Genomic DNA, 13862 nt, shown 5'->3' with positions numbered 1-13862 from the left:
CCGTTACGCTGAGGCGGTCCTACGGGCCGGCAGGGCCGGCCGCCGCTTCCACCCCCCGCCGGAGACCGTGACTACCTCGCACCCCCACCACCTGTCCCCCGCCTTCCCCGGCCGCGCGCCCTGGGGGACGGCGAACAAGCTGCGGGCGTGGCAGCAGGGCGCCATCGACGCGTACGTGGCGCGCCAGCCGCGGGACTTCCTGGCGGTGGCGACCCCGGGCGCGGGCAAGACCACGTTCGCGCTGTCGCTCGCGTCGTACCTGCTGCACAACCACCTGGTGCAGCAGATCACCGTCGTGGCGCCGACCGAGCACCTCAAGACGCAGTGGGCGGACGCGGCGGCGCGGATAGGGATCCGGCTGGACCCGCAGTACAGCGCGGGCCCGGTGGGGCGGGAGTTCCACGGCGTGGCCGTGACGTACGCGGGGGTCGGCGTGCGGCCGATGCTGCACCGCAACCGGTGCGAGCAGCGCAAGACGCTGGTGATCCTGGACGAGATCCACCACGCGGGCGACAGCAAGTCGTGGGGCGAGGCGTGCCTGGAGGCGTTCGAGCCGGCGGCGAGGCGGCTGGCGCTGACCGGCACGCCCTTCCGCTCGGACACCAACCCGATCCCGTTCGTGACGTACGAGGAGGGCAACGACGGCATCCGCCGCAGCTCCGCGGACTACACGTACGGCTACGGCAACGCGCTCGCCGACCACGTCGTGCGGCCGGTGATCTTCATGTCCTACAGCGGCAACATGCGCTGGCGCACGAAGGCGGGCGACGAGATCGCGGCGCGGCTGGGCGAGCCGATGACGAAGGACGCCACCGCCCAGGCGTGGCGTACGGCGCTGTCGCCGGCAGGTGACTGGATGCCCAACGTGCTGCGGGCCGCGGACCAGCGGCTGACGGAGGTGCGCAAGGGCATCCCGGACGCGGGCGGCCTGGTGATCGCCACGGACCAGGACTCGGCGCGGGCGTACGCGAAGCTGCTGCGCGAGCTGACGGGGCACAGGGCGACCGTGGTGCTGTCCGACGACGCGGGCGCGTCCAAGCGGATCGAGGAGTTCAGCGCGTCCGAGGACCGCTGGATGGTCGCGGTGCGGATGGTGTCGGAGGGCGTGGACGTGCCGCGGCTGGCGGTCGGGGTGTACGCCACGACGATCTCCACGCCGCTGTTCTTCGCGCAGGCGGTGGGCCGTTTCGTACGGTCGCGGCGGCGCGGCGAGACGGCGTCCGTCTTCGTCCCCACGATCCCGACGCTGCTGGAGTTCGCCGCGGAGATGGAGGTCGAGCGCGACCACGTGCTCGACAAGCCGAAGAAGGCGGGCGAGGACGACCCGTACGCCGAGGAGGACCAGCTGCTCGCCGAGGCCGAGCGGGAGCAGGACGAGGCCACCGAGGACGACCAACTGCCCTTCGAGGCGCTGGAGTCCGACGCGGTCTTCGACCGGGTGCTCTACGACGGCGCCGAGTTCGGCATGCAGGCGCATCCGGGCAGCGAGGAGGAGCAGGACTACCTGGGGATCCCGGGCCTGCTGGAGCCCGACCAGGTGCAGATACTCCTCCAGCGGCGGCAGGCCCGGCAGATCGCGCACAGCCGGCGCAAACCGGACGAGGAGGCCGATCTGCTGGAGCTGCCGGCGGAGCGCCGCCCGGTCGTCTCGCACCGGCAGCTGCTGGAACTGCGAAAGCAGTTGAACACCCTGGTCGCCGCGTACAACCATCAGAGCGGCAAACCGCACGGCGTGATCCACACGGAGCTGCGCCGGGTGTGCGGCGGTCCGCCGAGTGCGGAGGCGACCGCCGGCCAGCTCGGCGAACGGATCAAGAAGGTGCAGGAGTGGGCCACCCGAATGCGATGATTTCGGCTGTGTTACAGCGATATGAAAAGCAACGAGGCGTCACCACACCGCCCGGATTGTGGACGGCCTCTTCCGCTGAGCGGTACACGCCCGCTACCGTGCCGATCACGCACGCGCCGTGGCAGAGCCGCCGCGGAGCGCAGCCGGTAAGCCGACATCCGGCGGCCTCTCCGCGCACCGTCGCGGGACCGGCGGTGCATCCCCCCGGCAGGCGCCGCCGATTCTATGAGGGAGGGGCGTCGTGACCGCCGAGACGTCTCAGACACTGGACCGGGGCCTTCGGGTCCTGAAACTGCTCGCCGACACCGATCACGGGCTGACCGTCACCGAACTGGCGTCCAGGCTCGGGGTCAACCGGACGGTCGTCTACCGCCTGCTGGCCACCCTGGAGCAGCATTCACTCGTCCGCCGCGACCTCGGCGGCCGGGCCCGGGTGGGCCTCGGTGTGCTCGGTCTCGCCCACCAGGTGCACCCGCTGCTGCGGGAGGCGGCGCTGCCCGCGCTGCGCTCGCTCGCCGAGGACATCGGCGCGACCGCGCACCTCACCCTCGTCGACGGCAGCGAGGCGCTCGCCGTCGCCGTGGTCGAACCGACCTGGACCGACTACCACGTCGCCTACCGCACCGGCTTCCGGCACCCGCTGGACCGCGGCGCCGCGGGCCGGGCCATCCTCGCCGGGCGCGGCATGCAGCCCACCGCGGACGGCAGCCGCTGGGAGCGCTTCGCCGACAGCCTGGAGGACGAGGACGGCGACGGCGAAGGACCGGGCGGCGCGGGCGACGAGCGCGGCACCCTGGTGCGTACGGGCACGGCCACCGTCGGCACGGGCCTGGCGACCGACCGGGTCCGCTACGTCCTCACCCACGGCGAGCTGGAGGCGGGCGCCAGCGGCGCCGCGGCCCCGCTGCTGGGGGTGCCGGGCGTGGAGGGCAGCGTCGGCGTGGTGATGCTCGCCGAGGCGGTACCCGAACGGGTGGGCCCGCGTGTGGTGGAGGCGGCGACGGAGGTCTCCGAGGCACTGCGCTGAGGCCCGGCGGGGGCCGCGGATTCGGGGCCGGCGCCCGGGTGAAATAAGGTCGGGCGCATGCCTACGCTTTCCCGCCGGTCCGTGATCCTCGCCGCGTGCTCGGCGGTCGTGGCCGCCCTGCTGGCCGTGGCCGCCCTCGCCCCGCTGCCGGTGGTCATCGCCGAGCCCGGGCTCACCGCCGACGTCCTCGGCAGCAACGCGGGCACGCCGGTCATCACGGTCAGCGGGGCCCCGGTGCGGGAGACCAGCGGGCAGCTGCGGCTGGTCACCATCCAGGCGACCTCGCCGTCCTCCTCGGTGCACTTCACGGACGTGGCCAGGGCGTGGTTCGCCGACGACCAGGCGGCGATGCCGCGCGAGGCGGTCTACCCCAGCGGACGCACGACCGAGGAGATCGACAAGGCCAACCTGAAGGAGATGACCGCCTCCCAGCAGGACGCGACGTCCGCGGCCCTGAACCACCTGCACCTGTCGCCCTCGGCGGTGAAGGTGGAGCTGCGGCTCGAGGACGTCGGCGGCCCCAGCGCCGGGCTGCTCTTCACCCTCGGCATCATCGACAAGATCGCCGGCGACGGCCACGGCGGCGACCTCACGGGCGGCCGCGTCATCGCCGGGACGGGAACCATCGACGCGCACGGCAGGGTCGGCGCGGTCGGCGGCGTCCCCCTCAAGGAGCAGGCCGCCCGGCGCGACGGCGCCACCGTCTTCCTGGTCCCGCGCGCGGAGTGCGCGGACGCCAGGGCCCGGCTGCCCGAGGGGCTGCGGCTCGTCCCCGTCGAGACGCTGGACGGCGCACTGTCCGCGCTGGACGCGCTCGCGGCGGGCCGGCGGACGCCCACCTGCTGAGGCGCCTCACACCGCGTCCGGGGACACCGCCCCCCGGCCCGCGGCCGGTGCCGCGTGCGGGTGCGGGGCGTCCCAGCGGCGGAAGGCGGGCAGCACCAGCGGGCTCAGCGTCGTGAGCAGGTAGGCGGCGCTGACGGCGGCGAGCGTGCCGCGCAGCCCGGCGTACTGCACCAGGTAGCCGGCGGCGAGCCCGCCGAGCGGCATGGCCATCAGGCACCCGGACGTGGTCGCGCCGAAGACCCGGCTGCGCAGCCGCTCCGGGACCTGCCGCACCATCTCCGTACCGATGATCGGATTGAGCACACCCGCCGCGATCCCGCACGCCGCCGTGACGGCGACCAGCGGGGGGAGCCCCGGCACGAAGGCGGCGACCGCGGTGCGCGGGAAGCCCGCGACCAGGAAGGCCCCGATGAACAGCCCGCGGCGCGGCAGCCGGTGCCCGTAGACGCCGTAGAGCAGCGAACCGACCAGCGCCGCGCCGCCCGTGGCCCCGGACACCAGCCCGATCGCGTACGCCCCGCCGAGGTGCTCGCGCGCGTCGACCGGCAGCAGCACCGCCGACCACGCCTGGTCCAGCGCGTTGGTGACCATGACCATCACCACCACCGCGAACAGCAGCCGGGCCCGCACCAGATACGCGTACCCCTCGCGCAACTGCGCCGCGTACCCCAGCTCCCGGGGCTCCGCGTCCTCGCCGCGGGGCCTGCCGTGGGCGCGCGCGCCCAGGCCGATGAGCAGCGCGGACACCGCGAAGCTCGCGGCGTCCACCAGCAGCACGTCGGCCGCGCCGAGCGCCGCGACGAGCACCCCGGCGAGCGGCGCCCCGAGCATCCGCGCACCGCGCGCGGCGCCCTCGTAGGCGCTCGACGCCCGTCCCACGGTCGTGCCCGCCACCTCCGCGAGCCGCGGCATCAGCACCTCCCGCGCGGTCTCCCCGGGCGCGTGGAAGAGCCCGGCGACGGCGACGAGCGCGAGCAGCGCCCCGTAGGACAGCGCGCCCGCCATGTGCAGCACGGGGATCGCCCCGACCGCGACCGTGCACACCGCGTCGGACACCACGCTGCTCACCGTCTGCCCCAGCCGGTCGACGAGCGGTCCGCCGAGCAGCGCCGCGACCGCCACGGGCAGCGTCGAGGCGAAGGCGACGAGCCCGGCGCGCGCCGGGCTGCCGGTGGTCTGGAGCACGAACCACGGGACGGCGACGATCGTCAGCATGTTGCCGCTGACGGATATGACGTTGGCGGTGAGCAGCAGGACCAGCGGTCGCCGGTCGCGGTCGGTGGTGGGCATGTTTTCCCCCCCGGGACGTGGGTCGCGTACGGACCGCCCGCGCGCCGGGTGGGCGCCGCGGACGGGCGGTGCTCCGCGCCGCCCCGGCGCGGTGGTGGGGCGCGGGGCGGCGTCGTGCGGCTAGTCCGCGTGGCGCGGGAAGGCGTGCACGTGCACGCGGACCCGGGCGGCGTCCGCCGCCTCCGCCTCGGGGAGCCGGTCGCGGTAGGAGTCGACGAGCGCGTGCAGCCGCTCCCCCAGCTCGCGGGCGAGCAGCGGGGTGAGGTGGAGGGTGTAGTCGCTGACGTCGAAGGCCTCCTGCCACTGCTCGGGCCACTCCCCCATGGTGCCGAGCCAGGTGCCCAGCTCCTCGGAGTGCGCCACGGCCTGCGCGTACAGCAGGGTGTTGATCGCCCCGCGCACCTCGGGATCGGGGTGCCGCATGAACTCCGTGACGCTGTCCACCCGGCTCCCCCGGTGCGCGGCCCGCCACCACCGCTCCCGCCCCGTCCCGCGCCCGGGATCGTCGACGACGAACCCGTACGCGGCGAGCTGCCGCAGGTGGTAGCTGGTCGCCCCGCTCGACTCCCCCAGCCGCCCGGCGAGCGCGGAGGCGGTGGCGGGCCCGAACTCCCGCAGTGCCCCCAGCAGCCGCACCCGCAGCGGGTGCGCGAGGCCGCGCAGCGACCGCGGGTCGAGCGGGGGTACGTCGTCCTGGCGCGGCACGCCGGCCGCGGATCCGTCGGTCACGTGGACCACGCTAGAGGTGCAAAGGTTCCTTTGCAACGGATCGTGCAAAGGAACCTTTGCACGCCCGGGTCACGGACGCGCCTCCCGCGCCGCCTGCTCCACCAGGGGGATGACGCGCAGCGGGACCGGGTTCTCCAGGGCGATCGCCGTCGAGGCGCGGACGATGCCCTCGAAGCCGACGACGCGGTCGATCACGCGCTGGAGGTCGGCGTTGGAGCGGGCGACGAGGCGGCAGAGCATGTCGCCCTCGCCCGTCGTGGTGTGCAGTTCCAGGACCTCGGGCACGGAGGCGAGGTGGGCGCGGACGTCGGGGCCGAGGCCCTGGCGGATCTCCAGCGTCGCGAAGGCGGTCACCGGGTAGCCGAGGGCCGCCGGGTCGACCTGGGGGCCGAAGCCCCGGACGACCCCCTGGGCCCGCAGCCGGTCCAGGCGGGCCTGGACGGTGCCGCGGGCGACACCGAGGCGGCGGGAGGCCTCCAGGACACCTATCCGCGGCTCCTGGTCCAGCAGCACGATGAGCCGCCCGTCCAGTCCGTCGATCCCCATCCCCGCCCACCGGCCTTCCGCATGGTCATCCTGCACAGATTGACCCGTCGATCGTCGCTTCGGCTGAGCAGCTTGTCCAGGGAAAACCGGAACTGTTGCGCACCCTGAGGGCCGGGGAGACGCTGTGGGCATGACTGAGACCACGGACGTCTTCCCCGTCAAGGGCATGGACGCGGTCGTCTTCGCGGTGGGCAACGCGAAGCAGGCCGCGCACTACTACTCCACCGCGTTCGGGATGCGCCGGGTGGCGTACTCCGGGCCGGAGAACGGCAGCCGCGAGACCGCCTCCTACGTCCTGGAGTCGGGCGGCGCGCGCTTCGTCTTCACCTCCGTCATCAAGCCCGCGACCGAGCGGGGCCGCTTCCTCGCCGAGCACGTCGCCGCCCACGGCGACGGCGTGATCGACCTGGCGATCGAGGTGCCCGACGCCCGCGCCGCCTACGCCCACGCCGTCGGGCACGGCGCGACCGGCCTCGCGGAGCCGTACGAACTGAAGGACGACAACGGCACGGTGGTGCTCGCCGAGATCGCCACGTACGGCCGGACCCGGCACACGCTCGTCGAGCGCACCGGCTACGACGGCCCCTACCTGCCCGGCTACGACGCCGCCGGACCGCTCGTCGAGCCGCCCGCCCGGCGCTACTTCCAGGCCGTCGACCACTGCGTCGGCAACGTCGAACTCGGCCGGATGAACGAGTGGGTGGAGTTCTACCACCGCGTCATGGGCTTCACGAACATGAAGGAGTTCGTCGGCGACGACATCGCCACCGAGTACTCCGCCCTCATGTCGAAGGTCGTGGCCGACGGCACCCGCAAGGTCAAGTTCCCGCTCAACGAGCCCGCGGCCGGCAAGAAGAAGTCGCAGATCGACGAGTACCTGGAGTTCTACGGCGGCCCCGGCGTCCAGCACATCGCGCTGGCCACCAACGACATCGTCGCCACGGTCCGCGCCATGCGCGCCGCGGGTGTGGAGTTCCTCGACACCCCCGACTCCTACTACGACACCCTCGGCGACTGGGTCGGCGACACCCGTGTCCCGCTCCACGAGCTGCGCGAGCTGAAGATCCTCGCCGACCGCGACGAGGACGGCTACCTGCTCCAGATCTTCACCAAGCCCGTCCAGGACCGCCCGACCGTCTTCTTCGAGATGATCGAGCGGCACGGCTCCATGGGCTTCGGCAAGGGCAACTTCAAGGCCCTCTTCGAGGCGATCGAGCGCGAGCAGGAGCGCCGCGGCAACCTGTGAGACGACGGCGCGGGGCGGTGCGCGGGGCGGACCGCCCCGCGCACCGGTCCCGCGCACCGGTCCCGCGGGCTACAGCCGGACGGTCGCGCCGGGCGCGAGGCGGCCGATCGGGACGCCGGTGAGGCCGCCCTCGCCGAGGATGCGCGCGGTGGACTCCTGGCCGAGGTCGCTGAGCATCAGCTCGTGGATCTGGAGGACGCGCTCCGGCCCGACCGCCCGGACGTAGTCGGCGGCCTCGCCGAGCTTGGTCCACGGCCCGCTGGTCGGCAGCAGCAGCGTGCGCACGTCGGCCCCGGGGGCGAAGTACGCGTCGCCGGGGTGGTAGAGGGCCCCGTCGTCGAGCAGGTAGCCGACGTTGTCGGGGCGCGGGATGTCGGCGTGGATCGGCGCGTGGAGGTCGCCGTGGACGGTGACGGTGAAGGAGCCGGCCGTGAAGGCGTCTCCCGCGGCGACGGTGTGCACTCGGCCCCCGTGGCTGCCCAGGGCGGCCGCGACGGCGGCCGTGCCGTAGACCTCCAGCTCCGGCCGGGCCTCCAGCGAGGCGGCGACGAGCTTCTCGTCGAAGTGGTCGAAGTGCTCATGGGTGATCAGCACGGCGTCGGCCCCGCCGACGGCCTCCGCCGCGTCCGGGGTGAGGGTGCCGGGGTCGATGACCAGGCGGGTGCCGTCCTTCTCGATCGTGACGCAGGCATGGGCGTGCTTGGTGAGCTGCACGACGGTTCCTTTCCGGGGCGGCCGGTTCTTCTCCGTAAACTGTACAACCATGTTCCACACCCTAGGTGTACAGCCTGGCTGTCGGTATGCTGGCGGCATGGACGACGAGCAGCTGGGCGAGGAACTCCGCCTGACCGTCGGACGGCTGGTGCGCACCGTACGCGCCGCCGACACGATGCCCCCCGGCGAGGCCGCCGTCCTGGGCCACCTGGACCGCGACGGCCCGCTGACCACCGCCGACATCGCACAGCGGCGGGGTGTCAGCCACCAGGCGGCCGCCCGCGCGGTCAGGGACCTCGCCGGCCGGGGGCTGGTGCGCACCGAGGCCCATCCTCACGACGGGCGCAAGCTCCTGCTGCACCTCACGCCGGCCGGCAGCGAGCGCCTGGCCGAGGAGCGGCGCCGGCGCGCGGACTGGCTCGGCACCGCGATCACCCAGGCGCTCACCCCCGCGGAGCGCAGCGCGCTGGCCGGGGCGCTGCCCCTGCTGGCACGCCTGGACGCGCACCTGAGGGCCAGGTAGACGCGGCCGGCGGACCCCGTCACGCGGAAGGCAGGCCCGGCGGGCGCAGCCGGCGGGAGATCCCGGCGGCGCAGAGGGCCAGGGCGGCCGCGGGGAGGAAGACGGCGGCGAAGGCCGCGGGGTGGGAGGCGGTGTGCGCGGCGGTGTGGACCGCGGGGGCCACCGAGCCGCCGCCGAGGGCCGCGAAGACGGAGCCCGCGGCGCCGACGAGGACGACGTTCGCGAGGGCGTCGCCGACCTGGAGGGCCGCGGAGTTCGTGCCGGTGTCCGCCGGTCGGGACACCCGCAGCATGAGCACCGAGAGCGTGGAGATCGTCATCCCCATGCCCATGCCGCCCGCGCACCACGCCACCGCCACGACCCCCGCGGGCACCGCGTGGTCCAGCGCCAGCGGCACCACCGCGATGGCGCCCGCGGTGAGCAGCATGCCCACCTGGACGAGCCGCTCGCGCACCGGCTCGAAGCGCGGCCGGGCCTGCAGGTACGAGCCGAGCGCCCACGTCAGGCCGCCGCCGGCCAGGGAGAGGCCGGCCAGCGTCGGGGACAGCCCGCGCTGGGTCACCAGCATGAGCGGGATGAACGTCTCGGCCGCGGCGAAGGTGCCGGCGGCGAGCCCGCGCATGAGGACGACCGTGGGCAGCCCGCGCGCCGCCCGGAAGGTGCCGCGGGGCAGCAGCCGCAGCGCCGCGGGCACCATCAGGCCCGCCCCGGCGAGCGCGGGCAGCACCGACAGCGGCCGCAGGTCCTGGCCCGCGTACTGGAGCAGCACGGCCCCGCAGGCCAGCAGCGCGGCGAGCCCGATCCGCCGCCCGTCCATCCGCGGCCGCCCCGCCGCGTCCCCGCCCGCCCCGCCGCGTCCCGCGTGCGCCGCCGTACGCCGCAGCGCCGGGAGCATCACCGCGAGCGGCAGCACCACCAGCACCGGGATGGCCAGGAAGACCCAGCGCCACCCCAGTTGCTCCGTGACCGTCCCGGACACGAGCGGTCCCACGATGGACGGCACGACCCAGGAGGCCGAGAAGGACGCCATCACCGCGGGCCGCAGCCGCTCCGGATACGCCAGGCCCACCACCACGTAGAGCGCGACGATCACCAGGCCGCCGCCGAGGCCCTGCACCGCCCGGCCGAGCACGAACACGCCCATCGCGCTCGCGGTGCCGCTGATCACCAGCCCGGCGGCGAAGGCCGCGATCCCGGTGGCGAGCGGGGCGAGCGGGCTGCCGCGGTCGCACCACTGGCCGCTCACGACCATCGCGAACAGCGACGTGGTGAAGTACCCGGAGAAGCCGAAGGCGTAGAGGCCGAGCCCGTGCAGCTCGCGGGCGGCGACGGGCATGGCCGTACCGACCGCGGTGGCCTCGAAGGCGACGAGCAGCACGACCGACACGACCCCGAGGGTGAGGGCGCGGTAGTCGCGCCCGAGTATCCCGCCGTCGCCGGCGGCCTCCGCGGCCCCCTCACCAGCCGCGACCCCCGTTTCGGCCTTCCTGTCCCCTGCAACGCTCATCGCCCCAGCGTAAGGGGCGATCCCGCATGTCACCCCTGCCGTGCGACCGGGCCCCGCTCCCCCCGGGTCCCGTGCCCCGCCGCCCGTGCATGAACCCCTGTGAACGCGCCGTTGCGGTCGTGTGGCACTGCCCCGCATTCCGTTGACCCCCGCTCCCCGCACCGGCGATGCTCGTAGCGCAGGGAAGAAGCAGCAAGCAGCGCACGGCCGTGTGCCCGAGTGGTTCAGGGACTCGATTGCAAATCGAGTGACACCGGTTCGAATCCGGTCACGGCCTCTCCTCCCCGTCGCCCGCGGAGCCCCCGCGCCGCGCCGGATTGGCCCACGTTTTCCGGGGGCGAGTGGTCCAGTGGCGCGGGCCGCGCAGGACGTAACGTCAGGCGTATGACGACGCACCGGACGAACACCGCCCAGCAGAACGCCGACACGCCCGCCGGGAGCGGGCACGCAGCCCTCCTGCGGGGGCTCCACCACGGGCGGGCACAGGGGGATCCGCTGATCCTGCCCGGGCCGTGGGACGCCGCCTCCGCGCGGGTCTTCGCCGACGCCGGTTTCCCGGCGCTGGCCACGCCGAGCGCGGGGATCTCGGCCTCGCTCGGGTACGCGGACGGGCAGAAGACCCCGGCGGCGGAGATGTTCGCCGCGATCCGGCGGATCACCCGGGCCGTGGACGTGCCCGTGAGCGCCGACATCGAGGCGGGGTACGGGCTCGCCCCCGGGGAGCTGGTGGAGCGGTTGCTGGAGGCCGGCGCCGCGGGGTGCAACCTGGAGGACAGCGACCCGGCGACGGGCACGCTGGTGGACGCCGGGCAGCACGCCGACCGGCTCGCCGCGGTGGTCGCCGCGGCGGGCGGCGCGCTCGTCGTCAACGCGCGCGTCGACACGTACCTGCGCGGCGACCGCACCCCGCAGGCCGCGATCGAGCGCGCCCTGCGGTACGCGGCCGCGGGCGCGGACTGCGTCTACCCGATCATGGCGCCCGCGACCCACCTGGGGCCGATCGCGGAGGCGGTGGGCATCCCCGTCAACGCCCTGTGCAAGCCGGGCACCCCGTCCCCCCGGGAGCTGGGCGCGCTGGGCGCCTCCCGGGTGACCTTCGGCGGCGGGCTCCAGGCCCAGGCCCTGGAAGCCGTACGGGAGATGGCCGCGGGCCTGGTGGGCTGAAGGCCCCCGGGCCCCGGGGGGCCGTCAGCGCGGGGCGGCGTTCACGCCGTGGCCGGGGGCTTGACGATGGCGGCCTGCGGGCGGATCGGGAGGCGGGAGACGGGACGGCCGGTCGCGGCGCGGACGGCGGCGGCCACAGCGGCGGGCGCGGTCACGACCGGCACCGCGCTGACGGCCTTCGCGCCGAAGGGGGCGACGACGTCCCGCTCCTCCACGAGCCTGACGATGCGCACGTCGGGCGCGTCGAGGGCGGTCGGGAGCGCGTAGCCGGTGAGCGAGGGGCGCTTGACCACCCCGCGGGGCGCGCGCAGGTCCTCCATGAGGGCCAGGCCCATGCCCTGCGTCACGCCCGCCTCGATACGGGCGGCGAGCTGGCGCGGGTTGAGGACGCGGCCGACGTCCTGGGCGACGGCGAACTCGACGACCCGCACCGCTCCCAGCTCGATGTCGACGTCGACGACCGCCCGGATCGCGCAGAAGGTGAGGCCGACGAAGGCGTCGCCCTGTCCGTTGTCGTCGAGCCGGTCGGTGGGGTGCGGGCGGCACTGCGCGGTGGCCCACAGCTCCTTGCCGTCGAGCGTCTCGGCGACGGTCGTGGAGAGCACCCCGTCGTACGAGGTGATCTTGCCGTCGGCGATGGTGAGCAGCTCCACCGACATGCCGAACTTCGCGGCGAGCGGCTGGAGCAGCTGGGTGCGGACCATCTTCGCGGCGCGTTCCACGGCCCCGCCGGAGACCCAGGTGTGGCGGCCGCGGGCGGCCGGGCCGGCGGGCGGCTGGTCGGTGTCGGCGGGCAGCACGCGGACGTCGTCGACGCCGAGCACCTCCTGCACGATCTGCCGGGCGAGCGTGGCGAACCCCTGGCCGGTGTCGACGGCGGCGCAGATGACGGTGGCGCGGCCGTCGTGCACGCGGACGGTCGCGGTGGACACCTCGTCGGTGCCCTCGGCACCGAGGACGTGCACCATGCCCAGCGCGTAGCCGACACCGCGCCGCACCGCGCCCGGTTCGCCCGCGCCCGCGGTGCCGCCGGGCAGCAGCCACTGCGACTCGTCGTCACCGTCCGGCAGCGGCGGCAGGTCGGCGTCGCGGACCGCCTTGAGCAGCTCGCCGACCGGCGCGGGGCAGGTGACCGTCTGCCCGGTGGGCAGCAGGTCGCCGGTGGCCATGACGTTGCGCATGCGGATCTCGGCGGGCTCCAGGCCGAGTTTCGCGGCGAGCTTGTCCATCTGGCCCTCGTAGGCCGTGCAGACCTGGAGCGCGCCCTCCCCCCGCACGTGGCCGGAGGGCGGGTTGTTGGTGCGCACCGCCCAGCCCTCGACGAAGACGTGCGGGACGACGTAGGGCCCGGCGGCGAAGGCGACGGCAGCGGCGAGCGCGTCCGAGGACGCGTCGGCGTAGGCGCCCGCGTCCAGCAGGATCTGCGCCTCGACCTTGACCAGGCGCCCCTCGGAGTCGGCGTGGTGGCGGTAGCGCAGCAGCGTGGGGTGCCGGTGGGCGTGGCCGAGGAAGGACTCCTCGCGGGTGGCGACGAACTTCACCGGGCAGCCGGTCCTGAGGGCCAGCAGGCCCAGCGGCAGCTGGATCCCGGAGTCCTCGCGGTCTCCCATCGCGCCCGGCACGCCCGTCACGACGACCTTGACGTGGTCGGCCTCCAGGCCGAAGCACGCGGCGGCGATGTCGCGGTCGGCGTGCGGGTCGGTGGAGGCGACGTACAGCTCCACCCCGCCGTCCGGGCGCGGCACGGCCAGGCCCGCCTCGGCGCCGATCGGCGCGGGGTCCTGGCGGCCGACCCGGTAGAGGCCCTCGACGATGACCTCGCCCACGGCCTCCGGGTCGCCGAAGCGCAGCGGGATGTGCCGGATCAGGTTGCCGTCCGGGTGCAGCGGCTCGGCGGCGAAGGCCTTCTCCGGGTCGGTGACCGGCTCCAGCACCTCGTACTCGACGAGGATCGCGGCCGCGGCGAGCCGCGCGGTGTCCGGGTGGTCGGCGGCCACGGCGGCGATCGGCTCGCCGTGGTGCCGCACGATGCCGGTGGCGAAGACCGGCCGGTCGGCGACCCGGCGGCCGTGCATCGCGTCACCGGGCACGTCCTCGTGCGTCAGGACAGCGCGCACACCGGGCATCGCGGCGGCCTCGGTGGTGTCGATGCGGACGATCCGCGCGTGCGGGTGCGGCGAGCGCAGCACCGCGGCCCACAGCAGCCCCTCGGCCCACAGGTCGGCGGCGTAGGGGTAGGTGCCCTGCGTCTTGGCCGCGGCGTCGGTGGACGGCAGCGACGTGCCGATGCCGTGCGGGCTGCCGCCCGCGGGGGCCACCGCCGTCTCCGCGGCCGGACCCGGCCCGTCGATGACGCTCATCGCGCGCCTCCCGTCGTGTGCGGTGCCGTACGGGGGCGTGCGGGTGCGGCGTACGTGGCGG

General features: G+C 74.8%; 12 protein-coding genes and 1 tRNA gene. 7 read left to right on the top strand and 6 right to left on the bottom strand.

The genetic code is table 11. The features are described from left to right. Positions 1-67 precede the first annotated feature (67 nt). From ACH4SE_RS09505 to ACH4SE_RS09495, 3 genes are all read left to right on the top strand, one after another. Positions 68-1849, top strand: coding sequence for a DEAD/DEAH box helicase (locus tag ACH4SE_RS09505; RefSeq protein WP_398542751.1), 1782 nt, complete (start codon positions 68-70; stop codon positions 1847-1849). A gap of 241 nt (positions 1850-2090) precedes the next feature. Further along, complete coding sequence (locus ACH4SE_RS09500) at positions 2091-2876, top strand: IclR family transcriptional regulator (RefSeq protein WP_398542750.1); 786 nt, start codon at positions 2091-2093, stop codon at positions 2874-2876. A gap of 57 nt (positions 2877-2933) precedes the next feature. Beyond that, positions 2934-3722: a S16 family serine protease gene (locus tag ACH4SE_RS09495; RefSeq protein WP_398542749.1), complete on the top strand. Its 789-nt coding sequence runs from the start codon at positions 2934-2936 to the stop codon at positions 3720-3722. A gap of 6 nt (positions 3723-3728) precedes the next feature. On the opposite strand, the gene ACH4SE_RS09490 is transcribed toward ACH4SE_RS09495, so the two are convergent. The 3 genes from ACH4SE_RS09490 to ACH4SE_RS09480 form a co-directional block, all read right to left on the bottom strand. Next, positions 3729-5012: an MFS transporter gene (locus ACH4SE_RS09490; protein ID WP_398542748.1), complete on the bottom strand. Its 1284-nt coding sequence runs from the start codon at positions 5010-5012 to the stop codon at positions 3729-3731. A 120-nt stretch (positions 5013-5132) separates the two neighbouring features. Continuing rightward, positions 5133-5741, bottom strand: a complete 609-nt coding sequence (locus ACH4SE_RS09485; RefSeq protein ID WP_398542747.1) for an ArsR/SmtB family transcription factor — start codon at positions 5739-5741, stop codon at positions 5133-5135. Between the two features lie 69 nt (positions 5742-5810). Next, positions 5811-6287, bottom strand: a complete 477-nt coding sequence (locus ACH4SE_RS09480) for an Lrp/AsnC family transcriptional regulator (protein ID WP_398542746.1) — start codon at positions 6285-6287, stop codon at positions 5811-5813. A gap of 130 nt (positions 6288-6417) precedes the next feature. Between ACH4SE_RS09480 and hppD the strand changes: the two genes are divergently transcribed. After that, on the top strand, positions 6418-7533 hold the full coding sequence (gene hppD, locus ACH4SE_RS09475) for a 4-hydroxyphenylpyruvate dioxygenase (protein ID WP_398542745.1): 1116 nt from the start codon (positions 6418-6420) through the stop codon (positions 7531-7533). Between the two features lie 69 nt (positions 7534-7602). Here the strand turns inward: hppD and ACH4SE_RS09470 are convergent, their stop codons facing one another. Further along, on the bottom strand, positions 7603-8247 hold the full coding sequence (locus ACH4SE_RS09470) for an MBL fold metallo-hydrolase (RefSeq protein WP_398542744.1): 645 nt from the start codon (positions 8245-8247) through the stop codon (positions 7603-7605). Positions 8248-8344: 97 nt separating this feature from the next. Between ACH4SE_RS09470 and ACH4SE_RS09465 the strand changes: the two genes are divergently transcribed. Continuing rightward, positions 8345-8770 (top strand): MarR family winged helix-turn-helix transcriptional regulator, encoded by a 426-nt coding sequence (locus ACH4SE_RS09465; protein ID WP_398542743.1) that lies wholly within the window; start codon positions 8345-8347, stop codon positions 8768-8770. 19 nt (positions 8771-8789) lie between these two features. Here the strand turns inward: ACH4SE_RS09465 and ACH4SE_RS09460 are convergent, their stop codons facing one another. After that, on the bottom strand, positions 8790-10277 hold the full coding sequence (locus ACH4SE_RS09460) for an MFS transporter (protein WP_398542742.1): 1488 nt from the start codon (positions 10275-10277) through the stop codon (positions 8790-8792). A 205-nt stretch (positions 10278-10482) separates the two neighbouring features. Between ACH4SE_RS09460 and ACH4SE_RS09455 the strand changes: the two genes are divergently transcribed. Both ACH4SE_RS09455 and ACH4SE_RS09450 read left to right on the top strand, forming a co-directional pair. Beyond that, positions 10483-10554: transfer RNA gene (locus tag ACH4SE_RS09455), tRNA-Cys, on the top strand. Positions 10555-10661: 107 nt separating this feature from the next. Beyond that, positions 10662-11441: an isocitrate lyase/phosphoenolpyruvate mutase family protein gene (locus ACH4SE_RS09450; protein WP_398542741.1), complete on the top strand. Its 780-nt coding sequence runs from the start codon at positions 10662-10664 to the stop codon at positions 11439-11441. 41 nt (positions 11442-11482) lie between these two features. On the opposite strand, the gene ACH4SE_RS09445 is transcribed toward ACH4SE_RS09450, so the two are convergent. Next, entirely contained in the window at positions 11483-13801 is a 2319-nt protein-coding gene (locus ACH4SE_RS09445) for a xanthine dehydrogenase family protein molybdopterin-binding subunit (RefSeq protein WP_398542740.1), read from the bottom strand. Positions 13802-13862 lie beyond the last annotated feature (61 nt).

Origin of the sequence: Streptomyces sp. NPDC020983 (assembly GCF_044333485.1) — a bacterium.
In the GTDB taxonomy this organism is placed as follows: domain Bacteria; phylum Actinomycetota; class Actinomycetes; order Streptomycetales; family Streptomycetaceae; genus Actinacidiphila.
Note: the sequence above shows the minus strand (reverse complement) of the source record. Positions and strands in the feature narration are given on the sequence as shown.

Excerpts from the sequence above, each read along its gene's own strand:
- ACH4SE_RS09460 (WP_398542742.1), bottom strand. The coding sequence starts at position 10,277 with ATGAGCGTTGCAGGGGACAGGAAGGCCGAAACGGGGGTCGCGGCTGGT.
- hppD (WP_398542745.1), top strand. The coding sequence starts at position 6,418 with ATGACTGAGACCACGGACGTCTTCCCCGTCAAGGGCATGGACGCGGTC.
- ACH4SE_RS09480 (WP_398542746.1), bottom strand. The coding sequence starts at position 6,287 with ATGGGGATCGACGGACTGGACGGGCGGCTCATCGTGCTGCTGGACCAG.
- ACH4SE_RS09445 (WP_398542740.1), bottom strand. The coding sequence starts at position 13,801 with ATGAGCGTCATCGACGGGCCGGGTCCGGCCGCGGAGACGGCGGTGGCC.
- ACH4SE_RS09465 (WP_398542743.1), top strand. The coding sequence starts at position 8,345 with ATGGACGACGAGCAGCTGGGCGAGGAACTCCGCCTGACCGTCGGACGG.
- ACH4SE_RS09490 (WP_398542748.1), bottom strand. The coding sequence starts at position 5,012 with ATGCCCACCACCGACCGCGACCGGCGACCGCTGGTCCTGCTGCTCACC.
- ACH4SE_RS09450 (WP_398542741.1), top strand. The coding sequence starts at position 10,662 with ATGACGACGCACCGGACGAACACCGCCCAGCAGAACGCCGACACGCCC.
- ACH4SE_RS09495 (WP_398542749.1), top strand. The coding sequence starts at position 2,934 with ATGCCTACGCTTTCCCGCCGGTCCGTGATCCTCGCCGCGTGCTCGGCG.